Below are 15,602 nucleotides of genomic sequence, written 5' to 3' on the forward strand. Positions count from 1 at the left end.
GGTACTCCAAACACTTCACACGGCACGAACGAGAGTCCGGGCGCAGCCCGGCACAGATACCGCCCAGACAGGCGGCGTGCCGGATCTCAGGTTCGGGAAAGACCCAGTTGAGGAAGAGACAGAACGCTCACTCGGGGGCGAGCGAACGGAGCGAGAAGCAAAAGCACGTGCGGCTGCTGCCGCTCGGGCAGGGAAGGAGGACGTCGCTGCCGCAGCAGTCGCGTCAGAACGAAGAAGACCAGGCCGCACAGCACGCCGAAGACGCACAGCGCCACACCCGTCAGCGCGTGCCCCCGGGACGTCCCCTCGATGACGGCCTGGTGCCCCGAGTCCGACGGGATGACGTCGACGTGCGGATCGACCACGGCACTGACCGCGATGGGAACGGATGCGGATCCGTCGCCCTCGAGGTGGCTGGCTGCGGCGAACCCGAGGAGCAGCAGGAACACGAGACCAATGCTGGTAATGAGCCGCATTATCACTAGTCGCTCGTTCAGCATCACGGATCGCGGAGTCCGGGCCGACGAGACCATCGCCCACAGTCTACTCCACGCTGCGAACCGCACCCGTGAGACCAGCGGGGCGCCCTGCGGCCGTGCTCAGCCCGCGAGGAACCGCAGGGTGGAGCCGCCGTCGGTCAGATCGGCGAGCTTCGCGTTGAGCACGCCGTTCTCGGGGTCGGCGAGGTGGCGCCGGAAGGCGTCCTCGTCGCGGTAGCGCTCGATCACCACGACCTGCTGCCGCGCGTCGCGGTCGAGGTAGACCTCGAAGCGCTCCGTGCCGTCCATCGCGAGGCAGTGCTTCGCATACGCGTCGAGCAGCGCCCGCACCTCGGCGACGGTCTCGTCGCGGGCGGGGATCGTGGCGATCAGGTCGACGGCGGTCACCGAGGCGGCGCCTCCCGCCGCGCGGCGGTCACCCACGCGTGACCCCCGACACGTCGTGGAGGTGGCCGACGCGGCCGTCCTCGTGACGGACCACGAAGCTCGTGCCGCGGTCCTCGATCACGAGCGCCCACGCCGTCGGCCCGATCCGGAACAGCGGCGCGCCGTGCTCGTCGACGACGTCGCGCTCGACGGGCACGAGCGCCCAGAACGCCTGCGACACGGGCGCCTGCGCGACGGTCGCAGCCGTGTCGGCGCGGACGTCGCCGTCGGCGGTCGGGGTCGCGACCGGCGTGTCGACGGCGACGGCGGGCACGGCATCCGTCCGCGGCTCGCGCACGACGACCGGACGCGCCGCGACGGGCCGCACCCGGCGCGCGTTGCGGTGCGCGACCGACTCGGGCCGGTGGCGGAAGTCCTCGCCCAGCACCGGCAGCACCGGGGCGACGACGGTGAGGACGACGCCCGCGAGCATGAGGACGAGCTCGACCCACACGACCCACGTCACGAAGAACACGCCCGACTTCGCGAGCGTCACGAACGCGCTCCACAGGATGCCGAGCCACACGATCGCCGCGACCGAGAAGGCGACCGACGCGAACTGGTCGACCCCGAGCGACCCCACGCGCCGGATGCCCTGGGGCGAGAGGCGACGGAGGACCAGGAGGAACACCGCGGCGGTCGGGGCGCCGATCGTGAGCACCCAGTCGATGCCGCTCCCCCACACCGGCGGGGCGGCGCCGATCGCGCCGTAGATCGGGAAGAACGACACGACGAAGGCGAGGAGCCAGACCCCCGCGAGCGAGACCTCGCGGATCGAGAACGGCCCGACGCCGTACTGGGGCGGGATGCCGTCGTCCGACGGCGTCGACCCGGCGGGCACGAGCGCGTCGGGCCGGCCGTCGTGACCGGATGCGTCGGAGTCCCCCGCGGGCGTGTCCGCCACGGCATCCGCGTCCGCGGCCCTCTCGATGCCGGCGTCCTCGACCGGGGCGCCCGAGTCGCCCGCATCGGCGACCGCGTCGTCCGCCGCATCGGCGCCGCCGATCGCCTCGTCGCCGGCGACGACGGCACCGGCCTCTTCGCCCGCGTCGAGCGGGCCCGTGCCCGTCGCGACGTCCTGGACGCCGTCGTCCGTCGATCCGTCCTCGGCGTTGGTGTGCTCGTTGCTCACGACTGTCCCTCCCGCCGCACCGCGGCCGTCTGCGATTTTACCCGCATCGCGACCGGCTATCCGAGGCACTGCGGTCCGAGCAGTCCCTTCAGCTCGCCGTACAGGTCTGCGGTCACCGTCACGGGCGCGGGCACCTCGAACACCTTCGCCGTCGATCCCTTGTGCAGCTTGAGCGTGACCTCGGTCGAGCCCCGGTGACGACCGAGGACCTGCGCGAGCTCGCCGATCGTGGTCTCGGTGGCGCGATGCTCGGGCATGACCAGCACGAGCGGCCCCGCGGCATCCATCGCCCCGAGATCGGGCACGAACGCCGTGTTGGCGTGCAGGTTGAGCCCGTCGTCGCGGCGCGACACACGGCCCCGGATCACCAGGATCGAGTCGGCGACCAGCATCGACTGGAACTCGGTGTAGCTCTTGCCGAGGAACATGACGGTGACCTCGCCGTCGAAGTCCTCGATCGTGATCGATCCGTACGGATTGCCGCTGGACTTCGCGACGCGGTGCTGGACGCTCGTGACAAGGCCCGCGACGGTGACCTGGTCGCCGTCCTGGACGTCGTCCGACGCCAGCAGGTCGTGGATCGACGTGGACGCGTGCTTCGCGAGCGGGATCTCGAGACCCGCCAGCGGATGGTCCGACACGTAGAGCCCGAGCATCTCGCGCTCGAACGCGAGCTTGTCCTTCTTGGAGAACTCGGGGCGCTCGGGCACCTTGACCGCCTGCTGCGGCTCGTCCCACAGGCTGTCGAAGTCGAAGCCGACCTCGCCGTTGGCCTCGCGTCGCTTGTCGAGCACGGCCTGCTCGGCGGCGTCCTCGTGGATCTCCATGAGCGCGCGACGCGTGGAGCCCAGCGAGTCGAACGCGCCGGCCTTGATGAGCGACTCGATCGTGCGCTTGTTCGCCACGTGCACGGGCACCTTGGCGAGGAAGTCGTGGAACGACGCGAACGACTCCGCCTCGCGCGACGCGACGATCGCGTCGACGACGTTGGCACCGACGTTGCGCACGGCGCCCAGGCCGAAACGGATGTCGTCGCCGACGGCCGCGAAGAACCGGATCGACTCCCGCACGTCGGGCGGCAGCACCTTGATGCCCATGCGCCGGCACTCGTTGAGGTACACGGCGAGCTTGTCCTTCGCGTCGCCGACGCTCGTGAGCAGGGCCGCCATGTACTCGGCCGGGTAGTGGGCCTTCAGGTACGCGGTCCAGTACGAGATCAGCCCGTACGCGGCGGAGTGCGCCTTGTTGAAGGCGTAGTCCGAGAACGGGACCAGGATGTCCCACAGGGTCTTGATCGCCTCGTCGCCGAAGCCGTTCGCCTTCATGCCGGCCTCGAAGCCCGCGTACTGCTTGTCGAGCTCGGACTTCTTCTTCTTGCCCATCGCGCGGCGCATGATGTCGGCCTGACCGAGCGTGAACCCGGCCACGCGCTGCGCGATCGCCATCACCTGCTCCTGGTAGATGATGAGGCCGTAGGTCGTGTCGAGGATGTCGTTCAGCGGCTCGGCGAGCTCGGGATGGATCGGCGTGATCTCCTGCTGGCCGGTCTTGCGCAACGCGTAGTTGATGTGCGAGTTCGCGCCCATGGGACCCGGCCGGTACAGCGCGATGAGGGCCGAGATGTCCTCGAAGTTGTCGGGCTGCATGAGCCGCATGAGGCTGCGGAGCGGCCCGCCGTCGAGCTGGAACACGCCCAGCGAGTCGCCGCGGGTGAGGAGGTCGTACGCGGCGCGGTCGTCGAGCGGCAGATCCTCGAGCACGAGCCTCTCGTCGCGGTTGGCCTCGATGTTGTCGAGCGCGTCGTCGATGATCGTGAGGTTCCGAAGCCCCAGGAAGTCCATCTTGATCAGGCCGAGCGACTCGCACGCAGGGTAGTCGAACTGCGTGACGATCTGGCCGTCCTGCTCGCGCCGCATGATCGGGATGATGTCGATGAGGGGCTCGGACGACATGATGACGCCGGCGGCGTGCACGCCCCACTGGCGCTTCAGGTTCTCGAGGCCCACCGCGGTGTCGAAGACGGTCTTCGCCTCGGCATCCGTCTCGATGACCGTGCGGAACTCGGACGCCTCCTTGTACCGCGGATGCTTCGGGTCGAACATGCCCTCCAGCGGCATGTCCTTGCCCATGACCGCGGGCGGCATGGCCTTCGTGAGCTTCTCCCCCATGCTGAACGGGAAGCCGAGCACGCGGCCGGCGTCCTTGAGGGCCTGCTTCGCCTTGATCGTGCCGTACGTGACGATCTGCGCGACGCGCTCGTCGCCGTACTTGTCGGTCACGTACTGGATGACTTCGCCGCGGCGACGGTCGTCGAAGTCGACGTCGAAGTCGGGCATCGAGACGCGGTCGGGGTTGAGGAAGCGCTCGAAGATCAGGCCGTGCTGCAGCGGGTCGAGGTCGGTGATGCGCATCGCGTACGCCGCCATCGAGCCCGCGCCCGATCCGCGGCCGGGGCCGACGCGGATGCCGTTGTCCTTCGCCCAGTTGATGAAGTCGGCGACCACGAGGAAGTAGCCCGGGAAGCCCATCTGCACGATGACCCCGGTCTCGTACTCCGCCTGCGCGCGCACCTCGGCGGGGATGCCGTCGGGATAGCGCACGTGCAGGCCGCGCTCCACCTCTTTGACGAACCACGACTCCTCGGTCTCGCCGTCGGGCACCGGGTAGCGCGGCATGTAGTTCGCGCTCGTGTCGAACTCGACGTCGCAGCGCTCGGCGATCATGAGCGTCGTGTCGCACGCCTCGGGATGGTCGCGGAACACCTGCCGCATCTCGGCGGCGGACTTCACGTAGTACCCGTCGCCGTCGAACTTGAACCGCTTCGGGTCGTCGAGCGTCGACCCGGACTGCACGCACAGGAGCGCCGCGTGGCTCTTCGCATCGTGCTGGTGCGTGTAGTGCAGGTCGTTCGTGGCGACGAGCGGGATGTCGAGATCCTTCGCGATGGTGAGGAGATCGCCGATGACGCGCCGCTCGATCGAGAGCCCGTGGTCCATGATCTCGGCGAAGTAGTTCTCCTTGCCGAAGATGTCCTGGAACTCCGCGGCCGCCGCGCGCGCCGCGTCGTACTGGCCCAGCCGGAGCCGCGTCTGCACCTCGCCGGACGGACAGCCCGTGGTGGCGATGAGCCCCTTCGCGTAGGTCTGCAGCAGCTCTCGGTCCATGCGCGGCTTGAAGTAGTAGCCCTCCATGCTCGCGAGCGAGCTCAGCCGGAACAGGTTGTGCATGCCGCCCGTGGTCTCGCTCAGCAGCGTCATGTGCGTGTAGGCGCCCGAGCCCGAGACGTCGTCGTCGCTCTGCTCGGGCGTCCCCCAGCGCACGCGCGCCTTCTCGGAGCGGTGCGTGCCCGGGGTGACGTACGCCTCGATGCCGATGATCGGCTTGATCCCGGCATCTTTCGCGGTCCTGTAGAACTCGTACGCGGCGAACGTGTTGCCGTGGTCGGTCACCGCGATCGCCGGCATGTCGAGGCGCGCGGCCTCCTGGATCATCGGGCCGATGCGCGCCGCCCCGTCGAGCATCGAGTACTCGCTGTGCACGTGCAGATGGACGAAGGAATCGGATGCCACGGGTTCGAGTCTACGAAGCGCCTCCGACACCGCCGCCCGTCCCAGGGGCGCGTCCGCGGCGTCGTGCGCCGAGGTCGCCTCACCTTCGAGTAGAGGGTGAGAGCTCCTTCCGCATCAGCACGCGCGGGAAGCCGGAGAGCACCGACGTCGTGTCGGCGGCCTTCTCGAACCCGGCCTGCTCGAAGAGCCGCCTGGTGCCCACGTACGCCATCGTGAGGTCGACCCGCGCGTCGCCGTTGTCGACCGGGTACCCCTCGATCGCCGGGGCGCCCTGGCCGCGCGCGAACTCGACGGCGCCGTCGGCGAGCGCGTGCATGACGCCCTTCTTGCGGTGGCCGGGCCGCACGCGGAAGCACCACAGCGACCACACGTCGAGGTCGTCGACGTACGGGATCTTGCGGAACGTCGCGAAGTGCGTGAGGCTGCGCGGAGCGACCGCCGCCCACCCGACGGCGACGTCGCCGTCGTACGCCAGCACGCCGATGGGCCCCTCCTCGTCCATGAGACGCCGCACGCGCGCGGCGCGCTCCGGCCCGCGCATGGCGTTGTTCTCCTTCGAGGGGATGCGATAGCTCAGGCAGAAGCACACGCTCGACGCGGGGTTCTTCGGCCCGATCACCGCCTCGACGTCCTCGAAGACCGTCGCCGGTCGCACCTCGATCGCCATGGTCACAGTGTGCCCCAGCCCACCGACATAGGCTTCTCCCGTGCCCACACCCGACTTCGTGCTCGAACTGCGCCGCCACGTCGGCCACGCCCCGCTGGCTCTGACGGGGGTCACCGCCGTCGTCTTCCGCGACGAGAAGGTGCTGCTCGGCCGGCGCAGCGACAACGGCGCGCTGACGCCGATCACGGGCATCATCGATCCGCGCGAGGAGCCCGCCGACGCCGCCGCGCGCGAGGCGCTCGAGGAGGCCGGCGTCGTCATCCGCGTGGACCGGCTGGCCTGGGTGCACCAGATCCCGCGCGTCACGTACGAGAACGGCGACCAGAGCGACTACCTCGACCTGACGTTCCGCTGCACCTGGGTGTCGGGCGAGCCGCATCCCGCCGACGGCGAGCTCACCGAGGTCGGCTGGCACGACCTCGACGCGCTCCCCGCCGACATCGGCGCCGACATGCGGCGCCGCATCGCCGCGGCCCTGTCCGAGGACGATCCGGCACGGTTCGAGGGCGGTCGCTGAGAGCCGTCGCGGCCGCGTCCGACCGCCGGTCGCGGCCGCGTCCACCACCCGGGCGGAGACGCTCCCGCGCCTCGCGGACACCGGCATCGTGACGGCGAAGATCACGGACGCGTAACATTCGCGCGACGAGTTCTGGCACGATGCTTGCAAATGTCAGGTCAGCCCGACATTCTGGGGCAACCGTGCGGTCGCACCCCAGGCGTGCCGCATCAGTCGAGAGGACCCCTCATGGCCGGATCTCCTGAGCTCCACAAAGGACTCAACCAACGCCAGCTCTCCATGATCGTGATCGGCGCCGGTCTGTTCGTCGGCTCCAGCAACGTCTTCCTCGACGCGGGGCCGGGCGCGTTCATCACGTACGGCATCACCGGTGTGCTCATCATCCTGATCATGCGGATGCTGGGCGAGATGGCCACCGCGAACCCGTCGACCGGATCGTTCGCCGACTACGCGCGCAAGGCGATGGGCGGATGGGCCGGCTTCTCGGTCGCCTGGCTCTACTGGTACTTCTGGGTCATCGTGGTCGGCTTCGAGGCCGTCGCCGGCGGGGAGATCCTGCGGCACTGGTTCCCCGACGTCCCGCTGTGGGTGTTCTCGCTGATCCTGATGGCGCTGATGACGGCCACCAACCTCTTCTCGGTCGCCTCGTTCGGCGAGTTCGAGTTCTGGTTCGCCGGCATCAAGGTGGCCACGATCATCGTCTTCCTCGCGCTCGGCGCGCTGTTCGTGATCGGCCTGTGGCCGGGCGCGCACCTCGACTTCTCGAACCTCACCTCGCACGGCGGCTTCTTCCCCAACGGCGTCGGCGCGATCTTCAGCGGCGTCGTCGTGGTGGTCTTCTCCATGGTGGGCGCCGAGATCGCCACGATCGCGGCGGCCGAGTCCCCCGACCCGGCGAAGGCGATCGGCAAGGCGACGAACTCGGTCATCACCCGCATCGCGATCTTCTACGTCGGGTCGGCGCTGCTCCTGGCCCTCATCGTCCCGTGGGACGAGAACAGGCCGGGCTTCTCGCCGTTCGTCGCCGCGATGGAGCGCATGAACATCCCGTTCGCCGCCGACATCATGAACCTCGTCGTGCTGACCGCGGTGCTCTCGTGCCTCAACTCCGGGCTCTACACGGCATCCCGCATGCTCTTCGTGCTCGCCGCACGGCGCGAGGCGCCGGTCGGACTGATCCGGGTGAGCAAGGGCGGCGTGCCGCGGCGCGCGATCCTGGTCTCGTCGGTGATCGGGTTCCTGTGCGTCATCGCCGCGGCGATCTCGCCCGACACGGTCTTCAGCTTCCTGCTGAACTCGTCCGGGGCGATCATCCTCTTCGTCTACCTGCTCATCGGCATCTCGCAGATCGTGCTGCGCCGGCGCACCGACCCGTCGAAGTTCAAGATCAAGATGTGGGGATTCCCGTTCCTCTCGATCCTCGCGACGGTGGGCATCTTCGCGGTGCTCGTGCAGATGGCGTTCAACCCCGACACGCTCGTCCAGCTGCTGCTGAGCCTCGGCTCGTGGGCGATCGTGATCATCGCCTTCTTCGTGACGAAGGCGCGCGGCGGCTCGGTCGACCCCGAGGCGCTGCAGCCGGAGGTGAACGAGAAGGCGAGCCGCGTGCTCGTCATGGCGAACGAGACGGTCGCCGCCGACGAGCTCATCGAGGAGCTCCGGCGGATCGACCGCGCAGGCAAGGCGGAGTACTACATCTGCGTGCCCGCCAACCCGGTCGACACCGGGCAGGCCGAGAAGAAGGGTGCGGTGTACATCTGGGAGGCGACCGTCGAGGCCGCGCAGGCGCGCCTGGACACGATGATGGGAACCCTCCGCGCCGAGAACCTGCACGTCGAGGGGGCGCTCGGCGACTACCGTCCACTGCGAGCCCTCGCCGAGGCGGTGGAGTCGTTCCATCCCGACCAGCTCGTGATCTCGACGAAACCCGAGACCGAGTCGGACTGGCTGCGCTACGACGTGGTGCAGCGGGCGCGCTCGACGTACGACATCCCGCTCACGCACGTGATCGCCGGCGCGCCGGTCGCCGCCGGCTGACGGAGGAGACCCCCGTGACGATCCTCGTAGGGTGCCGCGCCGACGAGAGCGGCATCGCCGCGCTCAGCCTGGCCGCGCTCCTCGCCCGCTCCGCCGACACCGATCTCGTGGTCTGCTCGATCGTGGCCGACGCCTGGCCGGTGGACCCGACCAATCTCGACGCCGAGTTCCTCGCCTACCTGGAACGGGTCGCCCAGCAGCACCTCGACCAGGCCAGGGCGAGGCTCCCGGAGGACATCCGCGCGACCTATGTCGCCCGCCACGCCGGATCGATCCCGAAGGGCCTCATGGAGGCGGCCGCCGAGCACGACGCCGACATGATCGTGGTGGGCTCGTCCAGCTCGGCCGCCCACGGTCGCCTGTCGCTCGGCGCGACCGCGGAACGCATCGCGCACAGTGCCGAGCTGCCGGTGGCGATGGCTCCGCGCGGCTTCCGCGCCGGCCCGGGCGCGACCGTGCGCCGCGTGACGGTCGCCTACGGCGGCTCGACCGGCGGCGGCGAGCTCGTGCGCGCGGCGGCCCGCGTCGCCGCGCGCGTCGGCGCGTCGCTGCGGCTCGCGGCGTTCGCCGTGCGTCCGACGACGCTCTTCGCCGACACGCTCGTGGGCGGCAAGGACGACCTCGTCGTCGAGCAGTGGGCCAAGCGGGCGACGGATGCGATCCAGGCCGAGCTGGACGAGGTGCGCCAGCTCCCCGACGTGCCGTACCGCATCGACACGGTGCTCGGGCGCGGCTACTCGTGGCCCGAGGCGATCGACGACGCGGGATGGGCCGAGGGCGACGTGCTCGTCATCGGCTCGAGCCGCGGCGGCCCGGTCGCCCGCGTGTTCCTCGGCTCGCGATCGTCGAAGATCCTGCGCAACGCGCCGGTACCGGTGGTCGTCGTGCCGGGCGTGGCGGCCGAGGCACTGGCCGCCGACGACTGACCGCGGCGGGCACGGCGGCGGTCCGCCGCCGTGCCTACTCGTCGCGCAGCACGTCGAGCGCGTGGGCGAGGTCGGCGGGGTACTCCGACGCGAACGTCACCCACTCGCGCGTGCCCGGGTGGGCGAACGACAGCTCACGCGCGTGCAGCCATTGCCGGGTGAGCCCGAGCCGCGCCGACAGCGTCGGGTCGGCGCCGTACAGCGGGTCGCCGACGCACGGATGCCGGTGCGCGGCGAGGTGCACGCGGATCTGATGCGTGCGGCCGGTCTCGAGGTGGACCTCCAGCAGCGATGCGCCGCGGAACGCCTCGAGCGTCTCGTAGTGGGTGACCGAGTCCTTGCCGTCGGGGGTGACGGCGAACTTCCACGGGTGCGAGGGATGCCGTCCGATCGGCGCGTCGATCGTGCCGGCCAGCGGATCGGGATGCCCCTGCACGACCGCGTGGTAGATCTTGTCGACCTCGCGCGCTTTGAACGCGTGCTTGAGCACGGAGTACGCGCGCTCGGTCTTCGCGACGACCATGAGCCCGCTCGTGCCGACGTCGAGCCGGTGCACGACGCCTTGCCGCTCGGGGGCGCCGGTGGTCGCGATGCGGTAGCCCGCGGCCGCGAGCGCCCCGACGACCGTGGGCCCCTCCCAGCCGAGCGAGGGATGGGCGGCCACGCCGGCCGGCTTGTCGACCACGACGATCTCGTCGTCGTCGTGCACGATCCCGAGGTCGGGCACCGCGATCGGCACGATCCGCGGCTCCTGCCGGTCCTGCCACTCGACCTCGAGCCACGCGCCGCCGTGCAGCCGGTCGGACTTGCCGAGCATCCGCCCGTCGAGTGTCACGCCGCCGCCCTCGGCGACCTCGGCCGCGAAGGTGCGCGAGAGTCCCAGGAGCTTGGCGAGCGCGGCATCCACCCGCACGCCGTCGAGTCCGTCCGGGACGGGAAGGCTCCGCGCCGGCACGTCAGGACTCCGCGTTCGCCGTGCGGCGCTCGCGCGTGCCGTCGAGCCGCAGCCCCGAGAGCACGAGGATGGCCACCGAGCACATCATGGTGACGATGAAGATGTCGGCGACGTTGTAGATGGCCGGCATCATCCACGGCGTGTGGATGAAGTCGACGACGTGCCCGACCGCGAAGCCCGGCTCGCGCAGCAGGCGGTCGGCGAGGTTGCCGAGCACGCCGCCCAGGAGCAGCCCGAGGATCACGGCCCACCAGCGCGACCGGACCTGCCGCACCGCCAGGTAGCCGATGACCACGGCCACCGCCGACAGCACGATCGTGAACACCCACGTGACGCCCGCGCCCAGCGAGAACGCGGCGCCGGAGTTGCGCGTGAGGTAGAAGACGAGGAAGTCGCCGAGCACCGGCACGGTCTGCTGGTAGGGCAGGCTCTCCAGCGCGAGGTGCTTGGTGAACTGATCGGCGGCCAGCACCAGCGCCGCGAGGATCGCGACGATGGCACCGGCCGCCGGAGCAGGCAGTGGTGTGCGGCCTGGCAAAGAGGCGCCTAGTCGTCGTCCGACGACGCGTCGTCGTCCGCGTCGGCGTCCAGATCGCCGTCCAGGTCCTCGAGCTTGCTCTCGATGAAGCTCCGCAGCTGCGAGCGGTAGTCGCTCTCGAACTGGCGCAGGTCGCCGATCGTCGACTCCAGCGCATCGCGGTCGCCCTCGAGGCGCTCGAGCTCCGCGCGCCGGCGCTCCTCGGCCTCGGCGACGATCTCGGCCGCCTGCGTGCGAGCCTCCTCGAGGGCCGACTCGCCCTCGGCGGCGAGCTTGTCGCGCTGGGCGATGCCCTCGGCGACGTGCTCGTCGTGCAGACGCTGGGCGAGCCCGATGATGCCCGCGGCGGGGGCGGTCGCGTCGGCGGACGGGGCCTCGGCGGGTGCCTCGCCGGACTCCAGCTCGGCGATCCGCGCCTTCAGCTCTTCGTTCTCGGCGATGACCTTGCGCCACTCGACGACGACCTCGTCGAGGAAGTCGTCGACCTCGTCGGGGTCGAATCCCTCCTTGAAGCGGACGTGCTGGAACTGCTTGATGACGACGTCATCGGGGGTCAAGGCCATGTGGGAGTCCTCGTTCTCGGGGTTTCGGGACGATGCGTGTCTCGGGCGGCCGGCCGGGCCGCACCCAGACAGCATAGTCCGCGGGTGTGGACGGGTAGTGGGTGCCGATCAGGCGCCGGCGATGGCGCGCGTGACCGACAGCAGGATGAAGCACAGCAGCATCGTCAGCGGGAATCCGAAGTCGATGCCGATGGTTCCGAGCCGCAGCGGAGGGATGAGGCGACGGAACAGCTTTATCGGCGGATCGGTGACGGTGAAGACGATCTCGGCGAGCACGAGGCCGACGCCCCGGGGCCGCCACTGCCGGTTGAACAGCGGGATGTACTCCATGACCAACCGGGCCAGCAGCAGCAGGATGTAGACCAGCAGCAGGGCGTTGACGACCGCGGCGACGAGCCGCACGACCTCCACGACTACTGCGAGGAGGACGCCTCGGGGTCGGCCTGCGCCACGGCGCCGTCGCCCGACACCGCGACGTTCTCCGGCGAGAGCAGGAAGACCTTGCTGGTGACCCGCTCGATCCGGCCGTACAGGCCGAGCGAGAGCCCGCTCGCGAAGTCGATGAGGCGGCGCGCGTCGGCGTCGCTCATCTGCGACAGGTTGATGATGACCGGGATGCCGTCGCGGAAGTTCTCGGCGATGACCTGCGCGTCGCGGTACTGCTTGGGGTGGACGGTGAGGATCTCGCTCACGGCGCCGACCGAGGGCTGGCGGACGACGGCGGGACGGTGCAGAGGGGTCACGGGGGCAGCCTTCTCGACGGTGTGCTCACGACGGCCGGTGGACTCCGCGGCGGGCTCGTCGTACGCCTCTTCCTCGTCGGCGAGGCCCAGGTACACCATGGTCTTCTTGAGCGGGTTGGACATCGGATCCTCCGTGTTGCTTGTCTGGTTCTGAGGTTAATCGTGGGGTGGACGCGGACCGGTGATTGCCGTGCCGATCCGCAGGTGTGTCGCGCCGGCGGCGATCGCCTCGGCGAAGTCGCCGGTCATGCCGGCGGAGATCCAGGCGGCATCCGGCGCCACTCCGCGCACGACGGACGAGACGTCCGCGAGGCGCGCGAACGCCGGCGCGGGGTCCTCGCCGAGCGGCGCGACGGCCATGACGCCGCGCAGTCGCAGGGAGGGGCAGGATGCCGTGACGTGCTCCGCGAGCCGTGCCGCGCCGTCGGGCGCGACGCCGCCGCGGCGGGGGTCGTCGGTGAGGTTGACCTGCAGCAGCACGTCGAGCGGCTCGCCGTCGGGGTCCGCCGCGTGCAGCGCGTCGGCGAGGCGGTCGCGATCGATCGAGTGCACGACGGATGACACGGCGCGGATGGCGCGCGCCTTGTTCGTCTGCCCCTGACCGATGAAGTGCCAGCGGAGCCCGTCGAGGCCGGTCAGCCGCGCTGACTTGGCGGTCAGCTCCTGCTGCCGGTTCTCCCCCACGTCGCGCACGCCGAGGCCGTAGAGGTCCTCGACGAGCTGCGGGGGGTGGAACTTGGTCACGACGATCCGCGTGATTCCTGCCGGGTCACGGCCCGCCGAGCGCGCGGCATCCGCGATGCGCGCGTCGACGTCGGCGAGCCGTGCCGCCAGGGTCACTTCAAGAAGTCCGGGATGTCGAGGTCGTCGTCGCCGAACGCCGAGTCGAACGACTCGCTCGCCGCGACGACCGAGACCTTCTCGCGCACGGGCTCGGGCTGGCGCGCGATCTCGGCGACGGGCGCGGGGATCGCCGGCACGGCCGGGACGCTCACCTGACGCGAGGTCGTCACGGGCTCGACCCGCAGCTGCGGCTCGCCCCCGTCGAACCCGGCGGCGATGACCGTCACGCGCACCTCGTCGCCGAGGGTGTCGTCGATGACGGTTCCGAAGATGATGTTCGCCTCCGGGTGCGCGGCCTCCTTGACCAGCTGCGCGGCGTCGTTGATCTCGAAGATGCCGAGGTTCGAACCGCCCTGGATCGACAGCAGCACGCCGTGCGCGCCCTCGATCGAGGCCTCGAGCAGCGGCGACTCGACGGCCAGCTCGGCGGCCTTGATCGCGCGGTCGGCGCCGCGCGAGGAGCCGATGCCCATGAGGGCGGAACCGGCGCCCTGCATGACCGACTTGACGTCGGCGAAGTCGAGGTTGATGAGACCCGGAGTGGTGATGAGGTCGGTGATGCCCTGGACACCGGCGAGGAGCACCTGGTCGGCCGTGGCGAACGCCTCGACCATCGAGATGCCGCGGTCGCTGATCTCGAGCAGGCGGTCGTTCGGCACCACGATGAGGGTGTCGACCTCTTCCTTCAGCTTCGCGACGCCGGCCTCGGCCTGGCTCTGGCGGCGACGGCCCTCGAACGAGAAGGGCTTGGTCACGACACCGATCGTGAGCGCACCGATCGACTTCGCGATGCGGGCCACGACGGGCGCGCCGCCCGTGCCCGTGCCGCCGCCCTCGCCCGCGGTGACGAAGACCATGTCGGCGCCGGCGAGCGCCTCCTCGATCTCCTCGGCGTGGTCCTCGGCGGCACGACGGCCGACCTCGGGATCCGCGCCCGCGCCGAGCCCGCGCGTGAGCTCGCGGCCCACGTCGAGCTTGACGTCCGCGTCGCTCATCAGCAGCGCCTGGGCGTCCGTGTTGATGGCGATGAACTCGACGCCTCGCAGCCCGAGCTCGATCATCCGATTGACGGCGTTCACGCCGCCACCACCCACGCCCACGACCTTGATCACCGCGAGGTAGTTCTGGTTCTGGCTCATGCCGGCCTCCGTCTTCGTCCCGAACCTTGTTGTTTGTCTAAACCTTGAACCTCATGTAGAGGTTTAAAGAATTGCCGAGTATGCATTTCCCTGACATGAAAAATACGGGGATGCCACGACCGATCCGCGGATCCCGTGGGCGTGTCGCGAAGTTGTCCCCCGGGCGTGTCGCGGCGACGGCGTCCGGTGCCCCGGGAGCGCGTCGGAACGACCGGTGCCCGCGTCGCACGCACGCGATCCGCGCCGCGGGCCGCGCCCCGGCCGCACCCGGATGCGATCGGGTCGGATCAGAAGACGACGACCGCGGCCGGCGACGACACGTCGTACGACGTGACCTCCGCCGGCGGGCGCGCCTTCATCGTGGTGGCGAGCACGAGAGCCTTCATCGCGGACTCGTGCGCGTCGCCCCACACGACGGTCGTGCCCGTGCCGCCGAGCGTGAGGGTGACGTCGTTGGGCGTCGTGGCGGCGATCGCCGTCACCTGCGCGCGGATGTCGTCGGGGAGCGCCCGGAACACCGTGCCGACCGCCTCGAACGTCTTCGAGCCGACCCCGTCGGCGAGGTCGAGCAGCGGATGCCCCGGCGGCGGGTCGCTCGTCGTCGACAGCGCGACGCCGGCCGCGTCGACGAGCGTGTAGCCCGCGGCCGACTCGATCGCCCCGATCGGCGTGCGCTCGACGATCCGCACGATGAGCTCGTGCGGCGGGCGGGCCTCGAGCGTGTACGACTCGATGAGCGGGAAGGCGACGAGCTCGGCCTTGACGACGCTCGCGTCGACGAGCGGCAGCGGAGTGCCGACCTGGCCCGACAGCGCCGACTCGACGGCATCCGCGTCGAGCGCCGACGTGCCGATCACGCTGACGCGCTCGACCGCGAAGAGGGGGCTGTAGGCGGCGCCGAGCGTGCCGAGCACGAGCAGCACGAGCGCCGCGCCGACGCCGGCCCACAGGCGGCGACGGCGGCGCTGGCGCGCGGTGAAGCGGCGCACCTCGGCGCGCAGCGCCCGACGGCGGGCGCGCGCGGCGGACCACACCGTGCGCACGCCG

Annotated in this window: 16 protein-coding genes; 3 read left to right on the forward strand and 13 right to left on the reverse strand. The window is 70.5% G+C overall.

The annotated features are described in order from the left end of the window. Window positions 1–86: 86 nt before the first annotated feature. The 5 genes from WML84_RS01230 to WML84_RS01250 all read right to left on the reverse strand — a co-directional run bounded on the left by WML84_RS01230 (window position 87) and on the right by WML84_RS01250 (window position 6,294). Window positions 87–449 carry a hypothetical protein gene (locus WML84_RS01230; protein ID WP_347344336.1) on the reverse strand — a complete coding sequence of 121 codons (363 nt, stop codon included), beginning with the start codon at window positions 447–449 and terminating at the stop codon, window positions 87–89. A gap of 150 nt (window positions 450–599) precedes the next feature. Next, a complete protein-coding gene (locus tag WML84_RS01235) occupies window positions 600–887 on the reverse strand; it encodes an antibiotic biosynthesis monooxygenase family protein (RefSeq protein ID WP_347344337.1) in 288 nt (95 codons plus the stop codon). A 28-nt stretch (window positions 888–915) separates the two neighbouring features. Continuing rightward, on the reverse strand, window positions 916–2,058 hold the full coding sequence (locus tag WML84_RS01240; RefSeq protein ID WP_347344338.1) for a hypothetical protein: 1,143 nt from the start codon (window positions 2,056–2,058) through the stop codon (window positions 916–918). A gap of 56 nt (window positions 2,059–2,114) precedes the next feature. Next, on the reverse strand, window positions 2,115–5,627 hold the full coding sequence (dnaE, locus tag WML84_RS01245) for a DNA polymerase III subunit alpha (protein WP_347344339.1): 3,513 nt from the start codon (window positions 5,625–5,627) through the stop codon (window positions 2,115–2,117). A gap of 79 nt (window positions 5,628–5,706) precedes the next feature. Continuing rightward, entirely contained in the window at window positions 5,707–6,294 is a 588-nt protein-coding gene (locus tag WML84_RS01250) for a GNAT family N-acetyltransferase (RefSeq protein ID WP_347344340.1), read from the reverse strand. 40 nt (window positions 6,295–6,334) lie between these two features. Between WML84_RS01250 and WML84_RS01255 the strand changes: the two genes are divergently transcribed. From WML84_RS01255 to WML84_RS01265, 3 genes are all read left to right on the forward strand, one after another. Beyond that, window positions 6,335–6,811 (forward strand): NUDIX domain-containing protein, encoded by a 477-nt coding sequence (locus tag WML84_RS01255; RefSeq protein WP_347344341.1) that lies wholly within the window; start codon window positions 6,335–6,337, stop codon window positions 6,809–6,811. Between the two features lie 228 nt (window positions 6,812–7,039). Further along, window positions 7,040–8,848, forward strand: coding sequence for an amino acid permease (locus WML84_RS01260; protein WP_347344342.1), 1,809 nt, complete (start codon window positions 7,040–7,042; stop codon window positions 8,846–8,848). Between the two features lie 14 nt (window positions 8,849–8,862). Continuing rightward, window positions 8,863–9,774, forward strand: coding sequence for a universal stress protein (locus tag WML84_RS01265; RefSeq protein WP_347344343.1), 912 nt, complete (start codon window positions 8,863–8,865; stop codon window positions 9,772–9,774). Between the two features lie 34 nt (window positions 9,775–9,808). Here WML84_RS01265 and WML84_RS01270 read toward each other — a convergent pair whose 3' ends face one another. From WML84_RS01270 to WML84_RS01305, 8 genes are all read right to left on the reverse strand, one after another. Further along, window positions 9,809–10,729: an RluA family pseudouridine synthase gene (locus WML84_RS01270; RefSeq protein WP_347344344.1), complete on the reverse strand. Its 921-nt coding sequence runs from the start codon at window positions 10,727–10,729 to the stop codon at window positions 9,809–9,811. A 1-nt stretch (window position 10,730) separates the two neighbouring features. Next, window positions 10,731–11,267: a signal peptidase II gene (lspA, locus tag WML84_RS01275; RefSeq protein WP_347344345.1), complete on the reverse strand. Its 537-nt coding sequence runs from the start codon at window positions 11,265–11,267 to the stop codon at window positions 10,731–10,733. Window positions 11,268–11,275: 8 nt separating this feature from the next. Next, window positions 11,276–11,830: a DivIVA domain-containing protein gene (locus WML84_RS01280; protein WP_347344346.1), complete on the reverse strand. Its 555-nt coding sequence runs from the start codon at window positions 11,828–11,830 to the stop codon at window positions 11,276–11,278. Window positions 11,831–11,938: 108 nt separating this feature from the next. Beyond that, a complete protein-coding gene (locus WML84_RS01285) occupies window positions 11,939–12,241 on the reverse strand; it encodes a YggT family protein (protein ID WP_347344347.1) in 303 nt (100 codons plus the stop codon). 2 nt (window positions 12,242–12,243) lie between these two features. Then, window positions 12,244–12,696, reverse strand: coding sequence for a cell division protein SepF (gene sepF / locus WML84_RS01290; RefSeq protein ID WP_347344348.1), 453 nt, complete (start codon window positions 12,694–12,696; stop codon window positions 12,244–12,246). A 33-nt stretch (window positions 12,697–12,729) separates the two neighbouring features. After that, window positions 12,730–13,413, reverse strand: a complete 684-nt coding sequence (locus tag WML84_RS01295; protein ID WP_347344349.1) for a YggS family pyridoxal phosphate-dependent enzyme — start codon at window positions 13,411–13,413, stop codon at window positions 12,730–12,732. After that, a complete protein-coding gene (gene ftsZ, locus WML84_RS01300; protein WP_347344350.1) occupies window positions 13,410–14,555 on the reverse strand; it encodes a cell division protein FtsZ in 1,146 nt (381 codons plus the stop codon). Before ftsZ ends, WML84_RS01295 begins: the two co-directional genes overlap by 4 nt. Window positions 14,556–14,842: 287 nt before the next feature. Beyond that, window positions 14,843–15,602 (reverse strand): FtsQ-type POTRA domain-containing protein (locus WML84_RS01305; protein ID WP_347344351.1); only part of this gene is annotated, 760 nt, incomplete at its 5' end.

The organism is Microbacterium sp. (assembly GCF_039812165.1).
Classification (GTDB): Bacteria; Actinomycetota; Actinomycetes; order Actinomycetales; family Microbacteriaceae; genus Microbacterium.

Excerpts from the sequence above, each read along its gene's own strand:
- WML84_RS01250 (WP_347344340.1), bottom strand. The coding sequence starts at position 6,294 with ATGGCGATCGAGGTGCGACCGGCGACGGTCTTCGAGGACGTCGAGGCG.
- WML84_RS01260 (WP_347344342.1), top strand. The coding sequence starts at position 7,040 with ATGGCCGGATCTCCTGAGCTCCACAAAGGACTCAACCAACGCCAGCTC.
- WML84_RS01280 (WP_347344346.1), bottom strand. The coding sequence starts at position 11,830 with ATGGCCTTGACCCCCGATGACGTCGTCATCAAGCAGTTCCAGCACGTC.
- sepF (WP_347344348.1), bottom strand. The coding sequence starts at position 12,696 with ATGTCCAACCCGCTCAAGAAGACCATGGTGTACCTGGGCCTCGCCGAC.
- ftsZ (WP_347344350.1), bottom strand. The coding sequence starts at position 14,555 with ATGAGCCAGAACCAGAACTACCTCGCGGTGATCAAGGTCGTGGGCGTG.